Here is an 18,304-nt window from a genome sequence, read left to right as displayed (position 1 = left end):
ACAGGCGCTGTGTGGCGGAGAGAGGCTCCGCCAATGAGATAAAAAGGGCCGTATCGTGTGTTTCGCAATCAATTGCGCAGGGCTGTCATGGATCTTGCAACCGGTTGCAAAGCCCCAAAATAGAAAGGCAAGCCGAAAAGTGTCTTAAAACACCCTCTGGACTCCATTTGGCTTTAGGCGACGCTAAACTTTCGGGCTACAATGCCGTCAAAGCACTAGAAATGTTCGCAAGTATCGCCGCTACCCGTAAGGGCGCGGCACGGAGAGAAGCGATGAAACGCAACCTTTCAAACGCGTACACGTCGATCTTAGAATCTTTCCCCGAGGTTTTCGACGTCGCGCGTCGCGGTAATTCGAAAAAAATTACGTCCCACGGAACCAAATCAAAAGCCACCACCGCGCATGCCTGGGCTGTTACCGGCAAGCAGTTGAACCAATCTGTAAGTATGTTCCGCGACGCTCATGACAGACGAATCACTGCAACCACAACAAAGCGAAAATAATGATGTTGACGCAAAGGCGCTCCCTTTACCCGTGGGGAGCGCCTCCAAAACTGAAGATGGTAAGTTCGAGGTAGCAGAAGAAGAAAAGCGGCTCACCGAGAAAGTTCGGCGCATCATGATGTCTGAGTCCTTTAGCGGACCCACTCCTCATCCCAAGCACGTCCAGCAGTACGATCAAATTCTGCCTGGCGCAGCAAAAATAATCTTCGACCAATTCCAAGCGAATGCCGAGCACCAAAGGCGTATGGAAGAACGCCAGATGGTCATCCAAGAGCGCGTCGTAGAGCTACAAGGCAGAGACAACGCGGCCGATTCCAGCAAAGACCAGCGCGCCCAGTACCTCGCGGCTGGCCTCGTTGTCTTCGGGATCGCGGCAGCGCTCATCTTTGGGTACATGAAACAACCTTGGGTCTCGGTAGTGATTATCGGCACGTTGCTCGTAGCGGTTATAACAGGCTATCTGAGAGGGAAAACAAAAGATGACGCGCAAAGCAACGCGGATAACGAAGACGAGAACGACGCTGAAAAGTGAATAATCGCGCAATCAAGCCCTGCTCCGAGCGGGGCTTTTTTATATCTGCGCTATCCTGACCCCCTCGCAGCGCGAACACCTAGCAGCCATCCGGAGCGCCAGCTCGCCGGCTGCTAGGGCTGCCATAGCTTGGCCCGCTATTCTCGTCGCCGATCTCTTGGAACCAGCGTTGCTCCCAGATAGAGAGCCTATCCTTTTTCAAATGCCGCCGCGGATTGCCGCACATCCAGCAGCTGCAGGGCGTGGGTGTGTCGATTACTGCGCCAAGTTCACGTCCGTCGCAGAGCTTGCGGCCCCACCAATAAAGCCGATTGTGCCGAAGCCGGCCGCGGTCCGCACGTCGTTTTGCTGTTTGTGCCATCTTGCACCTCAGTTTCGTAAGCTGAATGTGCGAAAGCCCGCGCGCGGCGGGCTCAGAAAACTGCTGGTGCTTAGATTCTAGACCTTCTTTCGCTTCTTTTCCCGCTCATCCAGCGCCTTGACGACCCTGCCGGCGACGTCGTCGGCGAAGAGATCCATCGTCTTGGTGTCGATGGGCGCTGCCTTCTCGCTACCTGCCGAGTTATCGAAGCTCTCCTCTAGGCGTGCGAGTACTTCCGCGGTCATTGATCGCTTACTTGCGGCTGCAGCGCGTTCAAGCCGACCCTTGAGATCAGCTGGAACGCGAAGATTGAATTGCGGATCGTCTCGTGACATGTCTCCATTTTAATGCACCACGGTGCTTGCACGCAATGAACCACGGTGCTATATTCCCGCCATGCGCTGAACAAGCGAACCCGGAGAACCACCATGAACGAATACCTCGTCACCTTCGCAGATGGCTTTCAGATGACCGTCGATGGCATCGGGCCGGACGGCGCGCAAGAGCAGGCAATCGACAACCTCGAATCCATGGGTATGTCGTTCGATGCAATCGTGTCGATCAAGCGTGTTAAGTCGATCTGGACCGTCGGTAGCACCGTGAGCCTCGATGGTCGGGATCTGGTTGTGAAAGCTGCAGTCACTGACTCACTCGACCTCGATCCCGATGCGTTCGTGCTGGAAGAGAAGGGCGTCGCGAGGTTCTTCCGCTTCCTACCCCACCGCGGCACCGTGAAGGGTTTGGAGCCGCTGTCGATGGCTGAGGCGCGTCGACTGATCGCTGCAGCCAAGCGGACGGAAGTGAAAACGTCGCAACAAACGGTTCGCCCGCTCGCCGCATGGCCGCTGTTCGCGCGGACGGCCTAGTCTAGAAAGGCCGCTTTGCGGCTTCTATCAATCGATATCTGGAGGCGAATCATGAACCGGCTTACAAGCAATCCCGAGGAAACCGCCGCTGTTTTGGGTACAGAACATAAAGCGGTTTGCAACCGCGCTACTGATGCCTTATTTCTGGCAAGCAACGCGTTTCTAAACGTCGAGCAGTTGTTTCTCGTTATCAGGGGTGAACTCGAAAGTGGCGGAAACCTTGATAAAACCCGTGTGGTTTCACTTGTTCAAATCGGCATTGATCTCACGCGCATGCAGGGTGAATTCGTGGAGCAGCAAGCTGATACCTTCTTCTCCGAGATGAATCATGTCTAAGAGCTCCCCGACTCCAATTGTCGTCGCCGATCATGCGCGCTTCGGCGTGCGCGTCACCTACGACACCAACGGCGACACCGTCGTTTCCAGCATCGATTGCATGGAACCCCCTTGCGCGAGGGCTGTGACTCAGGCCGGCAAACTCAGTGCGCTCATATGTCTCATAAACGGAGAAGGTTTCGACGCGTTCGAAAGCTTGGCCAAATCGCACAAGCGCAACGTCATCTGGATGCTCGACGACCTGGCCCATGAGGTCTTGGCACTCACCGAGATGGCGAGCGATCTCGACACGTACCCTGCGAACATGGAGGCGAGTCATGGATAAGCCGATCAACGAGACGAACGATTTCGAACGCTTCGACGAAATCGAAGACAAGGCGTTGAAGTTAAAGGCGCTGCTGAATGGCACTTACGGGCCAAACGGAGAATCATTCCGTTCACGTAGCTCAAGCGATCAGGACACGGTTTTGTGGTTGGCCGTCGACCTCGTCGACCGTATCAGGCAAATCGCCGCGGAGGTAACCAATGTCTAGTAATGTCCACATCATCGGCGCTCCGCGCAAAGCCGGCCGGCGCCGCGAGCGGCCGATACCAAACGTTCCGCTTGCAAAGGTAGTGAGCGTGGTAGATCGATTGGAAAGGAAAAAATATCTGAAACCTGAGACCGCTGCAGAAAAAGCACTTCGGTTAGAGAACGATCTGCGCTTGGTTGCGGGTTTTTTGAAACTTGCTGCGGATGAGGTTCGAGACAGGGAAGAACATAATTGGCATCTCTTGAGGGCCATACGAGTCATCGGGGTTTCGCAGGGAGTCTTCACAGAAGAGGAGGTGCGGAAGAAGAATTGCGCTGGAGAGGTCGAGCGCTTAGAGCGCCTGAAGAAAAGGCGTGACCTGGATGCAATCCTTGAGCGTGCGTTGGATAAGCCGGCGTCGCGGGAGATGCGATGACACCTGAGCGCTACCTCATCCGCGATCGGGCCTACGGCGTCTGGCATCGAGAGAAATCGATCAGTCGGTTTCTCGATCATCGCCAGGCGCGAACCCTGACCATGGCCGATCTCGATAGCGTGTTATTCATCGAATACGGCCACTCGGGAAAGCTGCCGCTCGCGTTGGTTGAGGTAGCGATGGACATCGGCCAGGAGAAGCCTACGGGCGTGATCCACGAGCTGGCAAAGCTCGCGAACCTGGCCGCCTTCGTCGCGCTGTACACGCCGGCATCGACGGCCAATCCGACGGCACCGGCGTGGAACGATATCGATGAGTTCCGGGTTAAGCGCGTCTGGCCGAAACCTGAGCCGGACTGGCGCACGCTCTCGCCACAGGAGTGGGCCGAGGCGCTTGTGCACATCCGCGACTGGCAGCTTCGCCGTTTCGTGAACCAAGCGGCAGCGAATGATGAAGTTTATTGAGGGTAGGCGGAGGAATAGTCCGCCCTCAATCAATGCTCTGTAGGCGCTTGGGAGCGATCCTTTGGCCACACCCGCCATGCATCCCGCCACACGCGTACGCGGGAATCTATATCAAATAGTTTTATCTGCATTCCGAACGATCTTTCTTGCGTGCACGACGAATATTCAATACTATTAGTCGGTCCGGTATGGCAACTGGACATCCACAAGATAGACGTTGCACGATCGAACCCCGAGAGAGTTTTGCTGGGGCTTGTTATGGCAGCTTGGATCTATTGGTTGCGTCGACCATGTGGGGATCTCAGTTGCCTGGCTCGCCAAGCCCATGCCCCAGCAAAGCATTCTCGGGGTTTTTGCTTTTGGCGCACCGGACGGTTTAATCCTTTCGTCCGGGAAAATGTCACTGGGCCTGCATGGGCCGACAGACGAAGAAACACGTAGCGCACCATCCGCCACCCAAAAAACTGGTAATTCGAGACGTCGCCGAAGTTTGGCCGGTGCAATTCCGTATCTCGTGGGCCGGCAGTGGCGTGGCCAATAAGGGTAAAGCGGGGGCTCGATCGACCGCTGATAAAACGCCGCAGAAAGGGGAGCAAAAGCCTATTCCTTCTACCACGGAGACCGCTCTGGGGTAGGGGGCAACATCTCGGGGAGCAAAGCCTTTGCTGGTTTTACTCTGTTAAGAGGGTAAAAAAAGGGTAAAAGGGGCGCGCGGCGCAAAATCGCCAAAAATTTCGGCCAAAAAATTGGCCGCTGAAAATCGCGAAAAGAATGGCCAAGAGCCCGTTACTCAGCGGGCTCTTTGTTTTCGAAATACCCGCGCAACGGGCATTCAAGGGTTACCGTTTCAGTACCCCCCCATTACCGATTTGGTAACCCCCCTTATATCCCCCCTTCGAAGGCCCATCGATGCCCCTTGGTTGCCGAATCAGCAACCCAGTTGCCGAAAGAGCAACCGTGAGATAACGGTGGCTTCACGGTGAGTTCACGCGTCACGCTGCGTCACTGACGCGTCACCGTTACACATAACGGTCTCAGTCCACAGAAAATGCCTTCCAAGTTAGAAGGCAATTTGCCAACATGGTCACTTGGCAAATGCCAAGTGAGGATCTGCCGTGAACCCGATCATATTGCACGTGCCGCGCGAGGAAGTTGCATCCTTTTCAGATGACCTGACTGCCTGGACGAGCAGTAGTGGTATTGACCCTCGCCTGACTTCATTCCCTGATCCCGGAAAAACCACGAATATGAGTTCGCCTATCCGGTATCTGGTCTACGTTGACGAAAGCTTTTTCGAGCAATTTCCGGAGTGGCGCCAGTACATTGAGCAATAGCCGTCACGTGACAGTAACGCTCTGGTAACGCCCGCAGCGTTACTTCGGTGCCTTGCGTTGCAGTGCGTTGCGAGCCGTTGCATAGAACCTCCGCCATCGGCGTCAGTTCAATCGCGGCGATCCGCGCTGCATAACGAACCGCGATTCGAACCGCGACTTGTGGTCGATCATTCAAGGCTGCTTGTAGGACGCCCGTAGCATCCGCGAGCGGCTGCTAAGAAGTCAGCAGCTGCTCGATCGAGTGGAATCCGATTCCACCCAGGCCTAACTCTGCGCCGGCGCAGTATTGCGCTCAGTGAACAACCCCCCAGTGGGGGGAGACGTTTGCAATTACCGGGAATTCCCGTAATTAGACCTAAGCCGGAATTCCTGCTTAGGCTCGAACACGGCAAAAGCCAGATCTGGCGGCATCTTAACTACCGAATTCCCGGTAGTTCGAAGGACGTCGATTAAATGTGACTCGCCGCCACGTTCAGAATGTCCCGTAGCAGGACATTTGAACCGTCCTTCAAGGAGGGCTCAAGGAGTCGTCATGGAGTCCTTGAAGCAATGCTTGGAGCATCCGGCCAGGGTCAGATTTCAAATCTGGTTTACTTTGCCCAATCAGATTGGAAATCCGTTCGGAGTTTTACGACTTGATCGCAGAAGCCGCGTTTCGAACGCGAATGCTTAGCATCTGCTAGGCACGTGCGAGCATGGTGCTAGCACCGGAAGTCCCCGAACTTGTCCCGTGATTTCCACGGGGTAGGTGTCCCCCGATTGGGGGACCGCCCCGGAGACGCGCCGGTAGACGGTGATGCGTCTACACCAATGCCTACCTTTGGTGAAGGCAACGGTACCGTTTTCGGGAGGCTTTGGTGATAGAAGAGTCCCGATTTCGGTACTGTTCACTGAGCGCAGTTTTGCGTCGGAACAACACTTTGTCGATTGGCGGGACGTTTGGCGGGTATAACCAGATGGGAGGCTGTCTGCCTTATGAGATAAGGCTCTGTGGCGGAAGCGGTGAGATTCGAACTCACGGACGAGTCACCCCGTCGCTAGTTTTCAAGACTAGTGCCTTAAACCGCTCGGCCACGCTTCCACGTTTCACACACAGCAATACCGGGAAAAGTGCAATCAAACCGCGCCACACCTTTCCGGCAAGGCGCGTATTGTAGCGCAACTTTCCCCCGCGTCCAGCAAGCAAAACCACCTCACCCTTCCAGTGACCTGGTCGCCCGCAAACCCGGAAACAACCGCATCCATAGCAACGCGACGGCGATCGTTCCTACACCGCCAATCAATACTGCCGGCACCGCGCCGAACAGCCCAGCCGTCATCCCCGACTCGAACTCGCCCAACTGATTCGACGTCCCGATAAACAGCGAATTGATGGCCCCCACGCGTCCTCGCATATCGTCGGGCGTTTGCAGTTGAACGAGCGACATGCGTACGACGACGCTGATCACATCGGAGGCGCCGAGCGCGGCCAGCGCGATCAGCGAAATGTACAAATTCCGCGATAACCCGAACACGATCGTTGCGATGCCAAACGCGATCACGCCGCCGAACAGCGCCGTCCCGGCCCGTCGCCGCAGCGGAAAGTGCGCGAGATAAATCGATCCGGTCAGGGCGCCCACCGCGGGCGCCGCACGCAATACGCCAAGTGCCCACGGACCGGCGTGCAGGATATCGCGAGCGAAAACGGGCAGCAACGCGGTCGCGCCGCCAAGCAATACCGCGAACAGATCCAGCGATAACGCCCCCAGGATCACCGGCTTGCGTCGAATGAAAGCGATGCCGGAAAAGAGCGACTCAAGCGTCAGCGGCGTGCGTGTTCTCACCACCTGTTCAATTTTTATCGATGACAACAATACTGCCGCGCCGATGAATGCCACCGCCACCGCTCCGTACACGGTAAGCGCCCCGAGGCCGTAGAGCAGACCGCCCATTGCCGGTCCGAGGATCTGTGCGGTCTGGTTCGCCGACGTCGACCACGCGGTCGCGTACTGCAACTGGGCGCGTGGAATCAGGTTGGGTAAAAGCGCGGACATGGACGGCGACTCGAACGCGCGTGCCGACCCAGCGACTGCCGCGATCAGATAGATCAGCCCCTGACTGGTCATCCCGCGCCACGCCGCCATGCACAGCGTCAATGCAGCCATGCCCTGGATCGCCTGGCAAACGAACGCGATCGTGCGGCGGTCGTAGCGGTCCGCCACATGGCCGACCAGCAGGGTGAGCATGAACATCGGCAGGAATTGCGAGAGGCCGACGAGTCCGAGTGCGAACGCGCTATGCGTAATTGAGTAGATCTGCCAACCAATGGCGACCGACATCATCTGGAACGCAACCGATGACATCACCCGCGCGCTCCAGAAGAGCGCGAAGGGCCGGTGTCGCATGACGGAACTGGCGGTCAGGGCCGGGGCGGGGGCGGGCGCGTCCAATTTAACGATCTTCCCTGATCTTTATAGAGGGCGTGTCCCTGAGAAAGAGCGCCTGCAAGTCGTTGAGAAAATCCTGCCCGCGCTGCGTTGGCGCAATGCGTTCAATATCACGCGTGATCAAGCCACGACGTTCCGCTTCCACTAGTCCAGGCTCGATCGCGGACATCGCAAGCCCGGTTCGTTCGTTGAACGAGTGCACCGGAAACCCCTCCACGAGCCGCAACGTGTTCAGCATGAATTCGAATGGCAGGTCGCGCGGCCCGACCTCGTGCTCTTCCTGCACCGCTGCGCCGGCAAGCGCTTCGTCCATGTACGTTCCCGGATGTTTGTAACGCACCTGCCGCACGATCTTCTGCGGAAACGATAGCTTGGTATGCGCGCCTGCCCCAATGCCGAGGTAGTCGCCAAAGCGCCAGTAGTTCAGGTTGTGCTGGCTCTTCCTGTGCGGCTTCGCATAGGCCGACACCTCATAGCGCTCATACCCTGCTGAAGCCGTGCGCTCGTGGATCCAGTCCTGCATGTCGGCGGACGCGTCGTCGTCGGGAACGGGCGGCGGGTACTTGGCGAACATCGTGTTCGGTTCGAGCGTCAGGTGATACAGCGACAAATGCGGCGGCGCGAAGCTGATCGCTGTTTCAATGTCCGCCCGGCATTCGTCCAGGGTCTGCCTGGGCAGCGCGAACATGAGGTCGAGGTTGAAGTTATCGAAGTTCCTTGCCGCGATTTCCACCGCCTGACGTGCTTGCTTTGCATCGTGAATCCGGCCGAGCGCCTTCAGGTGCTGCTCGTTGAAACTTTGAATGCCTATCGATAAACGGTTCACGCCGCTCGCCCGGAATTGCGCGAACTTCGCGGCTTCGAACGTACCGGGATTAGCCTCAAGCGTGATTTCGGCGTCGGCGTCGAGCGGCAGCAGCGCGCGGGCATCGGAAAGCAGTCGGTCCAGTCCTTTCGCCGACAGCAAACTGGGTGTGCCGCCGCCAATGAAAATAGTGTGCACCTGGCGGCCCCACACCATGGGCAATGCGCGCTCGAGATCGGCGCGCAAGGCATCGAGGTAACGATCCTCGGGAAAGGTTTCGCCTTTCCACTCGTGCGAGTTGAAATCGCAATACGGACATTTGCGCACGCACCACGGGAAATGCACGTACAACGACAACGGAGGCAGCGACGTCAGCCGGATACTGCCCGGCGACGTGAACGCCTTGACCACGTTGATCGTCTGAGGACCACTGGAGCTGGCCGTCACGATACTTCCTTCAACCGGGCCAACAGATGGCGAAGCGCAATTGCCCGATGGCTGCTGTCGTTTTTCACGGCGGGATCGAGTTCGGCGGCAGTCTGTCCGAGCGACGGCACCAGGAAATGCGCGTCATAACCGAAGCCGTTTGCGCCGCGCGGGGTATCGATGACTTCGCCGTGCCAGCGGCCTTCCGCAATCAGCGGTTCCGGATCGTCGGCATGGCGCACCAGCACGAGTACGGAGAAGAAATACGCCCGGCGATCGGTTTCACTGGCGAGTTCCTTCACGAGCCGCGCGTTGTTGGCGGCGTCGCTTTTCTCGCCGCCGTTGAGCAATTGCGCATAACGCGCCGAATACACACCGGGAGCGCCGCGCAACACGTGCACGCACAGGCCGGAATCGTCGGCGAGCGCGGGCAATCCGGTTGCCGCCGATGCATGCCGCGCCTTCGCGAGCGCATTCTCGACGAACGTCACATGTGGTTCCTCGGCCTCGGACACGCCCAGTTCGCCCTGCGTCACGAGATCGATGCCGGCCGTGCTCAGCAGCGCTGCAAACTCGCGCAATTTGCCCGGGTTATTGGACGCGAGTACGACGCGTCCCAGCGCGCTCAGGGAATCAGAATCAGACACTGAGCAGCTCCAGCGCGACCTTCTGCTTCGCGATCAACGTTTCAATACCGCTTTGCGCCAGATCCATCAGCGCGTTCATTTCGGCGCGCGTGAACGGAACGCCTTCGGCCGTCCCCTGTACTTCCACGAAACCGCCGGCGCCGGTCATCACGACGTTCATGTCGGTGTCGCACTGCGAGTCTTCGTCATAGTCGAGATCGAGCACCGGCTGGCCGTTGTACACGCCCACCGAGATTGCCGCGACGAATTGATTGATCGGCGATTCCGCGATTTTGCCGGCGGCCAGCAGCTTGGTGACCGCATCGTGGGCCGCGACAAACGCGCCCGTGATGCTTGCCGTGCGCGTGCCGCCGTCGGCCTGGATCACATCGCAGTCGATATGCAGCGTGCGCGCGCCCAGTTTGTTCAGATCGAACACGGAACGCAGTGCGCGTCCGATCAGGCGCTGGATTTCCTGCGTGCGGCCGGTTTGCTTGCCGCGCGCCGCTTCACGGTCGTTACGGGTATTGGTGGCACGCGGCAGCATGCCGTATTCGGCCGTCAGCCAGCCCTGATCCCGTCCGCGCAGGAATTCGGGCACGCGCTCGGAAATGCTCGCGGTGCAGATCACCTTGGTATCGCCGAACTCGACGAGAACTGACCCTTCCGCATGCTTCGTGTAATGCCGCGTGATGCGCACGTCGCGCAATTGGTCCGCGCGACGGCCGCTCGGGCGATTGAACGGGGCGGACGGGTTCAGCGTGGAGTCGGTCATGGAGGAGGCAAAGTGAAAGAAATGCAGTGAAAGGAGCTTGGGCGCGCGGTAAAAAAAGCGTAAAAATCGCGCCAAGGTTCGAATTTTATCCGCAATCGGAGCGAGCGTCCGGGGCAGCGTCCCGTATTGATCTTCATCCGCCGCATTGCGGCATTGCGTTTCCCCGGGCGGGATCGGCAAAAATGGGATAATGCCAGCTTCCTCGCCCGGCCAACATTGCCTGCCATTCTCGTGCAGCTTCACGCCGGGCGTTTCGAAGCGAACTGGCCGTGCCGCGCAAGCAGCCAAGCAAGCAACAAGTAACACGCAAGCAAGCAGCGAAGCCGCCACGGCCTTCAATCACGGACGCGACAATGATCTACAGCATGACAGGCTATGCCAGCGCAACGCGCGAAGTAGCGTCGGACGGTGCGGGCGCCAATGGCTCGGGCGTCGGGGTATCGGTGGAACTGCGCACGGTGAATTCGCGCTTTCTCGACATGAATTTCCGCATGCCCGAAGACGTGCGCGCCTGTGAGCCGCAATTGCGCGAAATGATGATGAACAAGCTGTCGCGCGGCAAGGTCGATATCCGGATCAACCTGAATCGCGCGGAGCAGACCACCATTGCGGGCGTGCTCAATCGCGATGCGCTGTCGCAACTGGCCGCGCTCGAGCGCTCGGTGCTCGATATCTTCCCCGATGCCGAACGCATGCGCACCGGCGAAATCCTGCGCTGGCCGGGCATTTTGTCGGAGAGCGGGGTATCGGCGGAAACGCTGCGCGACGCGGTGCTCGCGTGTGGCAAGCAGGCGATTACCGAACTCATCGATGTCCGTGCCCGCGAAGGCGCCGCGCTCGCCGCGGTGCTGATCGCGAACGTGACGGAAATGGAGGCGATCGTTGCCCGGGTCACGCCGCTGGTGCCGGAACTGATCACGAAGCATCAGCAGAAAATTGTCGAGCGTTTGCAGGACGCGCTGGGGGTTGCATCGCCGGAAGGCACGCAAACCAGCATTCCGCGCGAGGAGATTGCGGAACGGATTCGCCAGGAAGTGACCATGTACGGCATCCGTATCGACATCACGGAGGAATTGCAGCGTCTCTCCGCGCATCTCACGGAAACACGTCACGTGCTGCAAAAGGGCGGGAAAGTGGGCAAGCGGCTCGATTTCATGATGCAGGAGTTGAATCGCGAAGCGAACACGCTCGGGTCGAAGGCGGCTGCGAAAGAATTGGCGGATTCGTCGATGACGCTCAAATTGCTCATCGAACAGATGCGCGAGCAAGTGCAAAACCTGGAGTAACGCTGCTATGAACGACGCACAACGCAACACCTACGCCGGGGTTTATCCGGGCAACCTGTTCATGGTCGTGGCGCCCTCGGGCGCCGGCAAGTCGACGCTGGTCAACGCGCTGCTCGCGCAGGACCAGGCGATCCGCCTGTCTGTGTCGTACACGACGCGCGAACCGCGTCCGGGCGAGCAAGATGGCGTTCAATACCATTTCGCTTCCGTCGATGACTTCATGGCGCGCCACGCCGCCGGCGAGTTCCTCGAAAGCGCGGAAGTGCATGGCAACTACTACGCTACGTCGCGCGTATGGATTGAAGAGCAGATGAAAAGCGGCCACGACGTGCTGCTTGAAATCGACTGGCAAGGCGCGCAACAGGTCAAGAAACGCTTTCGCAACGCAGTGGAAATCTTTATCCTGCCGCCGTCTCTGGATGCGCTCGAAGAACGCTTGAAGAAGCGCGGCCAGGACGCTCCGAACGTCATCGTGCGCCGTTTGCTGGCGGCCGGCAGCGAGATGGCGCATGCGCCGGAAGCCGAATATGTGCTGATCAACGAGAACTTCGAGCGCGCGCTCGGCGAGTTGCAGTGTCTCGTTGCTGCCACACGGCTACGTTTCGGTTCACAGTACGCCCGTCATACGCAGTTGTTTGTCGAGTTAGGCATACACTCGCCGCACGCCGAGTGAACGGGGCTTTCCGGTCACATAAGGTAGAATGAAGAACATATCAAGAAGGAATCAACCATGGCCCGCATCACCGTCGAAGACTGTCTGAAAATGATCCCCAATCGCTTCGAGCTCGCGCTCGCAGCAACGTACCGTGCGCGCCAGCTCGCTCAAGGCCATACGCCGAAGATCGAAAGCCGCGACAAACCGACTGTTGTTGCGCTGCGCGAAATCGCAGCCGGTCAGGTCGGTGTCGAGATGTTGAAGAAGGTGCCGGTCTGATAGCCGGTCCGGACGTCTACGCGCATTGTCACTAACCGCGTCAGCTAACCACGGAGGCGACCTTGAATCCTGTTCCATCGTCCGTCTCTGTGGACCCGCATCACGACGTCCTCAGTACAGAGCATCATTCCGGGTCACATCCCGAAGACCACGCGCACGATCATGACACTGCTCATGATGCCGATTCGCCCTCGGCGGCGCGCAAGTACATCGACGCAGTCCTCGAACAATCGTTTCGCCATCTGTTCGGGCCAACTGCCACACCGGAAAAACCGCGCCGCCACGACGTAGTTTCCATCGCGAAACTGACCACCGAGTTGGCCGCGTACCTTTCGCCGGAAGAAATCAAGCAGGTCAAGCTGGCTTTCCATTTCAGCGATGAAGCCCATCTCGGGCAATATCGCCAGAGCGGTGAGCCGTACATCACGCATCCGGTGGCGGTCGCGGAAATCTGCGCCAGCTGGAAACTCGACGATCAATCGATCATGGCGGCGTTGCTGCATGACGTGATCGAAGATCAGGGCGTGACGAAGACCGAGATTGCGGAACGTTTCGGGCCGAAGGTTGCAGAACTTGTCGATGGCTTGTCGAAACTGGACAAGATGGAGTTCCGCAATCGCGAGGAAGCGCAGGCGGAAAACTTCCGCAAGATGCTGCTCGCCATGGCGCGCGACGTCCGCGTGATTCTCGTCAAGCTGGCAGACCGGCTGCACAACATGCGCACGCTGGGTGCGGTGCCGCCGGAAAAGCGGCGTCGCGTGGCGCGCGAAACCATCGACATTTATGCGCCTATTGCGCATCGGCTTGGTCTGAACAACACGTATCGCGAGCTGCAGGACCTGAGCTTCGCGAACTTCAATCCGCATCGGTATGCCACGCTCGAGCGCGCCGTGAAGGCCGCGCGCGGCAACCGGCGCGAAGTGGTGGGCAAGATCCTGGAAGCGGTTCAGCGCACCATTGCGGACGCGAAAATCAAGGCCGACGTCACCGGCCGCGAGAAAACCATCTTCAGCATCTACAAGAAGATGCGCGACAAGCAGTTGTCGTTCTCGCAAGTGCTCGACGTCTATGGCTTTCGCGTGGTGGTGGATACCGCGCTCGAATGTTATACGTGCATTGGCGCGCTGCACGCGCTGTACAAACCGGTGCCGGGCAAGTTCAAGGATTACATCGCCATTCCGAAGGTGAACGGCTATCAGTCGTTGCACACCACGCTGGTGGGCCCGTTCGGTGCGCCAATCGAGTTCCAGATCCGCACGCGCAAGATGCACGAAATCGCGGAAGCGGGCGTGGCCGCGCATTGGCTTTACAAGAATGGTGGCGCAGATCTGAACGACGTCCAAAAGCGCGCGCACCAGTGGCTCAAGTCGTTGCTCGACATCCAGAGCGAAGCCGGGGATTCCAGCGAATTCCTCGAACACGTCAAGATCGACCTGTTCCCCGATGCGGTCTACGTCTTCACGCCCAAGTCGAAGATCATGCCGCTGCCGCGCGGCGCGACGGCGTTGGATTTCGCCTATTCCATTCACAGCGACCTCGGCAATCAATGCGTCGCGGTGAAGATCAATAACGAGTTGCTGCCGCTGCGCACCGAATTGAAGAGCGGCGACATTGTGGAAGTGATCACGGCGCCTTATTCGAAGCCGAATCCCGCGTGGCTTGGCTTCGTGCGTACGGGCAAGGCGCGTTCGGCCATCCGCCACTATCTCAAGACCATGCGCTTGAACGAGTCGGTGCAACTGGGCGAGCGGCTCGTCGATCAAAGCCTCAAGGGCTATGGCCTGGCGTTGTCCGAAGTGACGCCTGAAGTCTGGGAAAGGCTGGCGCAATGGACGGGCAACAAGAGCCGTCAGGAAATTTTCGCGGATATCGGCCTTGGCCGGCGCGTGGCTGCCGTCATGGCGAAGCGAATCGAAGTGCTGATGACTGGCCGCGACGACGACGATTCCCCGCGCGAGAGCTTCAGCACGAATACCGCACCGCCGGTCGTGATCACCGGCACCGAGGGTATGTCGGTGCAGCTGTCCGCCTGCTGCCGCCCGATTCCCGGCGACGACATCATGGGCTACATCGGCATTGGGCTGGGTATGGCGATCCACACCACCGAATGCCGTGTGGCCCAGCGGATTCACAAGCGCGATCCGGGTCGGTGGATTGACGTAGCCTGGGCGCCGCAGCCGGGCCGCTTGTTCGACGTCTCCATCAAGGTGCTCGTCAGCACGTCGAAGGGCGTGTTTGCCCGCGTAGCGGCTGATATCACGTCCGCCGATGCCAACATTGTCCATATCGCCATGGACGAGGACGTGACGCAGGAATCCACCGTGCTGCGTTTCGTGATCCAGGTCAGCGATCGCGTGCATCTGGCGAACGTCATGCGGCGCGTGCGCACGAACCCGGACGTAATGCGCATCGCGCGTGAGCGGCCGAGTGACGAGCCGCATCATCGCAACACCGAAGGCGGCATGCGGATCGATCGCGAACGCGGCGATTATTAACGCCTGGGGTTCGCCCCCTGGCGCAGCGGCCGGCGCGGCCTGAGTCTGGGTCCGAGCTCGATCCGCTGGCGTTGGAACGCGACCTGCGTGCCTGTACCCATTCTGCGTACACAGGGGCACTTATGAAAACATCAGAACTGGAAGGCGCCGAGCTCGACTATTGGGTCGCGCGCGGGCTGCATGACTTCATCCGCGAAATTCATTTTACCGATGGCGGCCAGACGCTCGCCATCCGCGGCAACGACCGTGGCCGGGCATGGGATGGGCGCTTCCTGCCGTCGACGTCGTGGGAAGCGGCGTCTGTCGTGCTGGAGCGCGCGTGTCGGCTCGAGATGAACGACCACGGACGCGGCGAAGTTGTGTGCACGGCGATATTCGGGAAGACCGGTGCGCAAGTGGAAGGGCGCGGGGCGTCGTTGCGCATCGCGTTGCTGCGAGCGTTTCTGCTGCATGCGTTCGGGGATACAGTGGACGACGAGTTTCCGCATCGTTCGCAAATGCTGCTCGGGGAACGGGCGGAACTGTTGGAAGAGCCGAGCGCGGCCGCGACGGTTGAAGATGCGCCGTTGCCGGACGGTCGTATCGGCGATATTGGATCGACCGCGCGACAGTAAGCCTGCCTTGGCTGCGCTCTTGAAGGCTCGGCGGAGTACCCCTGCCGCCAGCGGTAAACCCGCTCGACCTGCGCGCCGCTTTCCGCTCCCACAAACAAAAAGGGCCTTCCGTGAGGAAGGCCCTTCTAAAACTGGTGCGGCTGGCAGGATTCGAACCCACGACCCCTTGGTTCGTAGCCAAGTACTCTATCCATCTGAGCTACAGCCGCGCATGAAGCAGGGTAATACAAAAAGCCGAGACAGGAAACGCTTGCTTGAAACAAAACAACTAAACGCTTTGAAGAAGTGGTGCGGCTGGCAGGATTCGAACCCACGACCCCTTGGTTCGTAGCCAAGTACTCTATCCATCTGAGCTACAGCCGCACGCGAGACCAAGAGTATAGCCAAGCTCTCCCAAAAAAGGAAGGGTTAGGCCTCGATTTCTGTAATGCCGATCTCCTTCGTGTTACCGTGCAGAGGAGCTATCTCGCTCCTCATCACGTTATTTTGAGCGGTTTGCACCATGAACAAAGCATTTGTAAAGGAATCGGACGAGAGCGACGACGATCTCGATCTCGAGCAACCGCCGGGCGTCCCTCCCGGCACCAAGAATTACATCACGCCCGCAGGGCACCAGCGCCTGCGCGACGAACTGCTGCATCTGCTGGATGTCGAGCGGCCGGATGTCGTGAAACTGCTTTCCTGGGCGGCGTCCAACGGCGACCGCTCGGAAAACGGCGACTATATCTACGGGAAGCGGCGGTTGCGGGAAATCGACCGTCGGATTCGCTTTTTGACGAAGCGGCTTGACCTGGCGGAAGTGGTGGACAGCAGCCGGCAGGAAAATGTCGACCAGGTGTTTTTCGGCGCCACGGTGGAATACGCGGGTGACGACGGGGAAGTGCACACGGTGACTGTCGTGGGCGTGGACGAAGTGAATCTGGACGTCGGGCACGTAAGCTGGATTTCGCCTATCGCCCGCGCTTTGCTCAAGGCGAAAGTTGGCGATACGGTCACGCTGCATACGCCGGCCGGTATCCAGCAGATCGATATCCTCGATGTGCGTTATCCGCCCAAAACCTGAGACGCTTCACCCGAAGCAATCACGCCAGGAAACTCCGGACGAAAAAAAGGCGCCGCAAGCGGCGCCTTTTTCACATCGGTACAACCTTGAACAAGACTTAGAAGCGGTGACGAATGCCAACCGTTGCCGAGACTTGGTTCGGGGTCGACGACATGCCTACGCCCGTGATCGGTGCGCCCAGGCCGTTGCTCAGGTCGATCGTGTGAACGTATTCGCCTTGCAGGTACACGTCCGTGCGCTTCGACAGCGAATAAGCTGTTTGCAGGCTGAACTGATGGAACGACGGCTTCTGGCCATCGAGGCGTGCGTCCGTGTACGTGTACGCGCCAGCCAGGCTCAGGGCCGGGGTCAGTGCGTAACGGCCATTCAACTCATAGTTGTTGAAGCGAGCGTAGTTGCTCGTGAAATTCACGCCGTTCGATGCGCTGATCGCGCCAGCCGAGATGCCGACTGCGTCTTCAAGCTTCGTTTGCGTGAACACGAAACCAACCGTTGCCGGGCCGAACGCGTAGTTCAAGCCAGCACCGAACGTGCGTTGCAGACCTGCGACGAACGTGTTGTCGCCGGTCACAGCGCCGTTTGCCGTGTTGGTCAGCGCGCCGCCCGAGATGTCGTTGTTCAGTTGCAAGTACGCAGCAGCAATGTTCAACGGACCGTAGTTATACGATGCGCCAACGCTGTAAGCACGGTTGTTCGAGAAGCCAGCTTGCTGGTTCGAGAAGCCGTACTGCGCGCCGAACTTGAAGCCGGCGTAGTTCGCGCTCTGGTACTTGACCGAGTTGTTGATACGGAACGAGTTGTCGAGGTTGTCGTTGTCGAACGGGTGTGCGAACTGCGTGCCACCGTATTGCGTGCCGGTCAGAGCCAACGGGCCGAGATAGTCGACCACGGAGTCATACTGACGACCCAACGTGACTGCGCCGTACTGGGTGCTCGACAGACCAACGAAGGCTTGGCGGCCGAACTCGCGACCGCTTTGACCCAGCGTGCCGTTAGCAATGCTGAAGCCGTTTTCCAACGTGAAGATTGCCTTCAGGCCACCACCGAGGTCTTCAGAACCGCGCAGGCCCCAACGGCTGCCATTTACCGAGCCGCTGGTCATCTTGAAGTTATGTGAGCCGCCTTGGTTGTTCGTGTACGTCAGGCCAGCATCGATCAAACCGTACAGCGTCACGCTGCTTTGAGCGTGAGCAGCGGTTGCAAACACGCCCGACAGGGCGGCGACCATGAGAGTCTTTTTCATCTTTGTAACTCCGAGAGCAATTTGGGTCTGACAACCCAGGCTTGAAGGAAACCTTCACTCCGACGCGCTGCGAGAGGCGCTGTCAGGTGATTTCATGTGCCAACAGAAGACACAGTCGTTTCCGGACCAGACGAAGTGTAAAGACGGTGTTACAGCGGTGGCATTCCGATTTCCGCAATAAAGTATTCTGCGATCGGCAATGATTAAGAAACGCGCTCCAAGCCTTTATAGATAAGGCTTCGCGGGGGAATGGCGGGAGTTAATGCA

Annotated in this window: 21 protein-coding genes and 3 tRNA genes; 15 read left to right on the top strand and 9 right to left on the bottom strand. The window is 58.7% G+C overall.

Annotated features, from left to right (window positions below; all coding sequences use genetic code 11):
• Positions 1–167 precede the first annotated feature (167 nt).
• Positions 168–503, top strand: a complete 336-nt coding sequence (locus ABH944_RS14600; protein WP_404607262.1) for a hypothetical protein — start codon at positions 168–170, stop codon at positions 501–503.
• Positions 463–1,035, top strand: coding sequence for a DUF2335 domain-containing protein (locus tag ABH944_RS14595; RefSeq protein WP_404607260.1), 573 nt, complete (start codon positions 463–465; stop codon positions 1,033–1,035). Before ABH944_RS14600 ends, ABH944_RS14595 begins: the two co-directional genes overlap by 41 nt.
• A gap of 438 nt (positions 1,036–1,473) precedes the next feature.
• Here ABH944_RS14595 and ABH944_RS14590 read toward each other — a convergent pair whose 3' ends face one another.
• A complete protein-coding gene (locus tag ABH944_RS14590) occupies positions 1,474–1,731 on the bottom strand; it encodes an Arc family DNA-binding protein (protein ID WP_404607259.1) in 258 nt (85 codons plus the stop codon).
• A 93-nt stretch (positions 1,732–1,824) separates the two neighbouring features.
• Here ABH944_RS14590 and ABH944_RS14585 point away from each other — a divergent pair, with 93 nt between their 5' ends.
• From ABH944_RS14585 to ABH944_RS14555, 7 genes are all read left to right on the top strand, one after another.
• The gene (locus ABH944_RS14585; protein WP_404607258.1) at positions 1,825–2,262 is read left to right on the top strand and encodes a hypothetical protein; all 438 of its coding nucleotides are present in this window, start codon (positions 1,825–1,827) and stop codon (positions 2,260–2,262) included.
• A 51-nt stretch (positions 2,263–2,313) separates the two neighbouring features.
• On the top strand, positions 2,314–2,598 hold the full coding sequence (locus tag ABH944_RS14580; protein ID WP_404607257.1) for a hypothetical protein: 285 nt from the start codon (positions 2,314–2,316) through the stop codon (positions 2,596–2,598).
• Positions 2,591–2,923: a hypothetical protein gene (locus ABH944_RS14575; RefSeq protein ID WP_404607255.1), complete on the top strand. Its 333-nt coding sequence runs from the start codon at positions 2,591–2,593 to the stop codon at positions 2,921–2,923. The genes ABH944_RS14580 and ABH944_RS14575 overlap by 8 nt, the downstream gene beginning before the upstream one ends.
• Positions 2,916–3,131: a hypothetical protein gene (locus ABH944_RS14570; protein WP_404607253.1), complete on the top strand. Its 216-nt coding sequence runs from the start codon at positions 2,916–2,918 to the stop codon at positions 3,129–3,131. The genes ABH944_RS14575 and ABH944_RS14570 overlap by 8 nt, the downstream gene beginning before the upstream one ends.
• The gene (locus ABH944_RS14565; protein WP_404607252.1) at positions 3,124–3,546 is read left to right on the top strand and encodes a hypothetical protein; all 423 of its coding nucleotides are present in this window, start codon (positions 3,124–3,126) and stop codon (positions 3,544–3,546) included. The genes ABH944_RS14570 and ABH944_RS14565 overlap by 8 nt, the downstream gene beginning before the upstream one ends.
• Positions 3,543–4,010, top strand: a complete 468-nt coding sequence (locus ABH944_RS14560; RefSeq protein ID WP_404607251.1) for a hypothetical protein — start codon at positions 3,543–3,545, stop codon at positions 4,008–4,010. The genes ABH944_RS14565 and ABH944_RS14560 overlap by 4 nt, the downstream gene beginning before the upstream one ends.
• Before the next feature lie 1,115 nt (positions 4,011–5,125).
• Complete coding sequence (locus ABH944_RS14555; protein ID WP_404607250.1) at positions 5,126–5,344, top strand: hypothetical protein; 219 nt, start codon at positions 5,126–5,128, stop codon at positions 5,342–5,344.
• Positions 5,345–6,335: 991 nt separating this feature from the next.
• Here the strand turns inward: ABH944_RS14555 and ABH944_RS14550 are convergent.
• The 5 genes from ABH944_RS14550 to rph form a co-directional block, all read right to left on the bottom strand.
• A tRNA-Ser gene (locus ABH944_RS14550) sits at positions 6,336–6,425 on the bottom strand.
• A 112-nt stretch (positions 6,426–6,537) separates the two neighbouring features.
• Positions 6,538–7,728, bottom strand: a complete 1,191-nt coding sequence (locus ABH944_RS14545) for an MFS transporter (protein WP_404607249.1) — start codon at positions 7,726–7,728, stop codon at positions 6,538–6,540.
• Positions 7,729–7,774: 46 nt separating this feature from the next.
• The gene (hemW, locus tag ABH944_RS14540) at positions 7,775–9,022 is read right to left on the bottom strand and encodes a radical SAM family heme chaperone HemW (RefSeq protein ID WP_404607247.1); all 1,248 of its coding nucleotides are present in this window, start codon (positions 9,020–9,022) and stop codon (positions 7,775–7,777) included.
• On the bottom strand, positions 9,019–9,648 hold the full coding sequence (gene rdgB, locus ABH944_RS14535; protein ID WP_404607245.1) for an RdgB/HAM1 family non-canonical purine NTP pyrophosphatase: 630 nt from the start codon (positions 9,646–9,648) through the stop codon (positions 9,019–9,021). The genes hemW and rdgB overlap by 4 nt, the downstream gene beginning before the upstream one ends.
• Positions 9,641–10,387 carry a ribonuclease PH gene (rph, locus tag ABH944_RS14530; protein ID WP_404607353.1) on the bottom strand — a complete coding sequence of 249 codons (747 nt, stop codon included), beginning with the start codon at positions 10,385–10,387 and terminating at the stop codon, positions 9,641–9,643. Before rph ends, rdgB begins: the two co-directional genes overlap by 8 nt.
• 368 nt (positions 10,388–10,755) lie before the next feature.
• On the opposite strand from rph, the gene ABH944_RS14525 reads away from it, so the two are divergent.
• The 5 genes from ABH944_RS14525 (at position 10,756) to ABH944_RS14505 (ending at position 15,731) form a co-directional block, all read left to right on the top strand.
• Entirely contained in the window at positions 10,756–11,688 is a 933-nt protein-coding gene (locus ABH944_RS14525; protein ID WP_404607244.1) for a YicC/YloC family endoribonuclease, read from the top strand.
• A 7-nt stretch (positions 11,689–11,695) separates the two neighbouring features.
• Positions 11,696–12,361 (top strand): guanylate kinase, encoded by a 666-nt coding sequence (gmk, locus tag ABH944_RS14520; protein WP_097261609.1) that lies wholly within the window; start codon positions 11,696–11,698, stop codon positions 12,359–12,361.
• 57 nt (positions 12,362–12,418) lie between these two features.
• A complete protein-coding gene (gene rpoZ, locus ABH944_RS14515; protein ID WP_031359151.1) occupies positions 12,419–12,622 on the top strand; it encodes a DNA-directed RNA polymerase subunit omega in 204 nt (67 codons plus the stop codon).
• A 62-nt stretch (positions 12,623–12,684) separates the two neighbouring features.
• Positions 12,685–15,117, top strand: a complete 2,433-nt coding sequence (locus ABH944_RS14510) for a RelA/SpoT family protein (protein WP_404607242.1) — start codon at positions 12,685–12,687, stop codon at positions 15,115–15,117.
• Between the two features lie 122 nt (positions 15,118–15,239).
• The gene (locus tag ABH944_RS14505) at positions 15,240–15,731 is read left to right on the top strand and encodes a phage protein NinX family protein (protein ID WP_404607240.1); all 492 of its coding nucleotides are present in this window, start codon (positions 15,240–15,242) and stop codon (positions 15,729–15,731) included.
• A gap of 132 nt (positions 15,732–15,863) precedes the next feature.
• On the opposite strand, the gene ABH944_RS14500 is transcribed toward ABH944_RS14505, so the two are convergent.
• Together ABH944_RS14500 and ABH944_RS14495 are read right to left on the bottom strand one after the other, a co-directional pair.
• Positions 15,864–15,940: transfer RNA gene (locus ABH944_RS14500), tRNA-Arg, on the bottom strand.
• A gap of 77 nt (positions 15,941–16,017) precedes the next feature.
• A tRNA-Arg gene (locus ABH944_RS14495) sits at positions 16,018–16,094 on the bottom strand.
• 139 nt (positions 16,095–16,233) lie between these two features.
• Between ABH944_RS14495 and greB the strand changes: the two genes are divergently transcribed.
• Positions 16,234–16,794 carry a transcription elongation factor GreB gene (greB, locus tag ABH944_RS14490; RefSeq protein WP_404607238.1) on the top strand — a complete coding sequence of 187 codons (561 nt, stop codon included), beginning with the start codon at positions 16,234–16,236 and terminating at the stop codon, positions 16,792–16,794.
• A gap of 97 nt (positions 16,795–16,891) precedes the next feature.
• Here the strand turns inward: greB and ABH944_RS14485 are convergent, their stop codons facing one another.
• Positions 16,892–18,037: a porin gene (locus ABH944_RS14485; RefSeq protein WP_404607237.1), complete on the bottom strand. Its 1,146-nt coding sequence runs from the start codon at positions 18,035–18,037 to the stop codon at positions 16,892–16,894.
• Between the last annotated feature and the right edge of the window lie 267 nt (positions 18,038–18,304).

Source organism: Caballeronia udeis (assembly GCF_044909315.1).
In the GTDB taxonomy this organism is placed as follows: domain Bacteria; phylum Pseudomonadota; class Gammaproteobacteria; order Burkholderiales; family Burkholderiaceae; genus Caballeronia; species Caballeronia udeis_A.
This window is presented reverse-complemented; position numbering and strand designations above follow the sequence as displayed.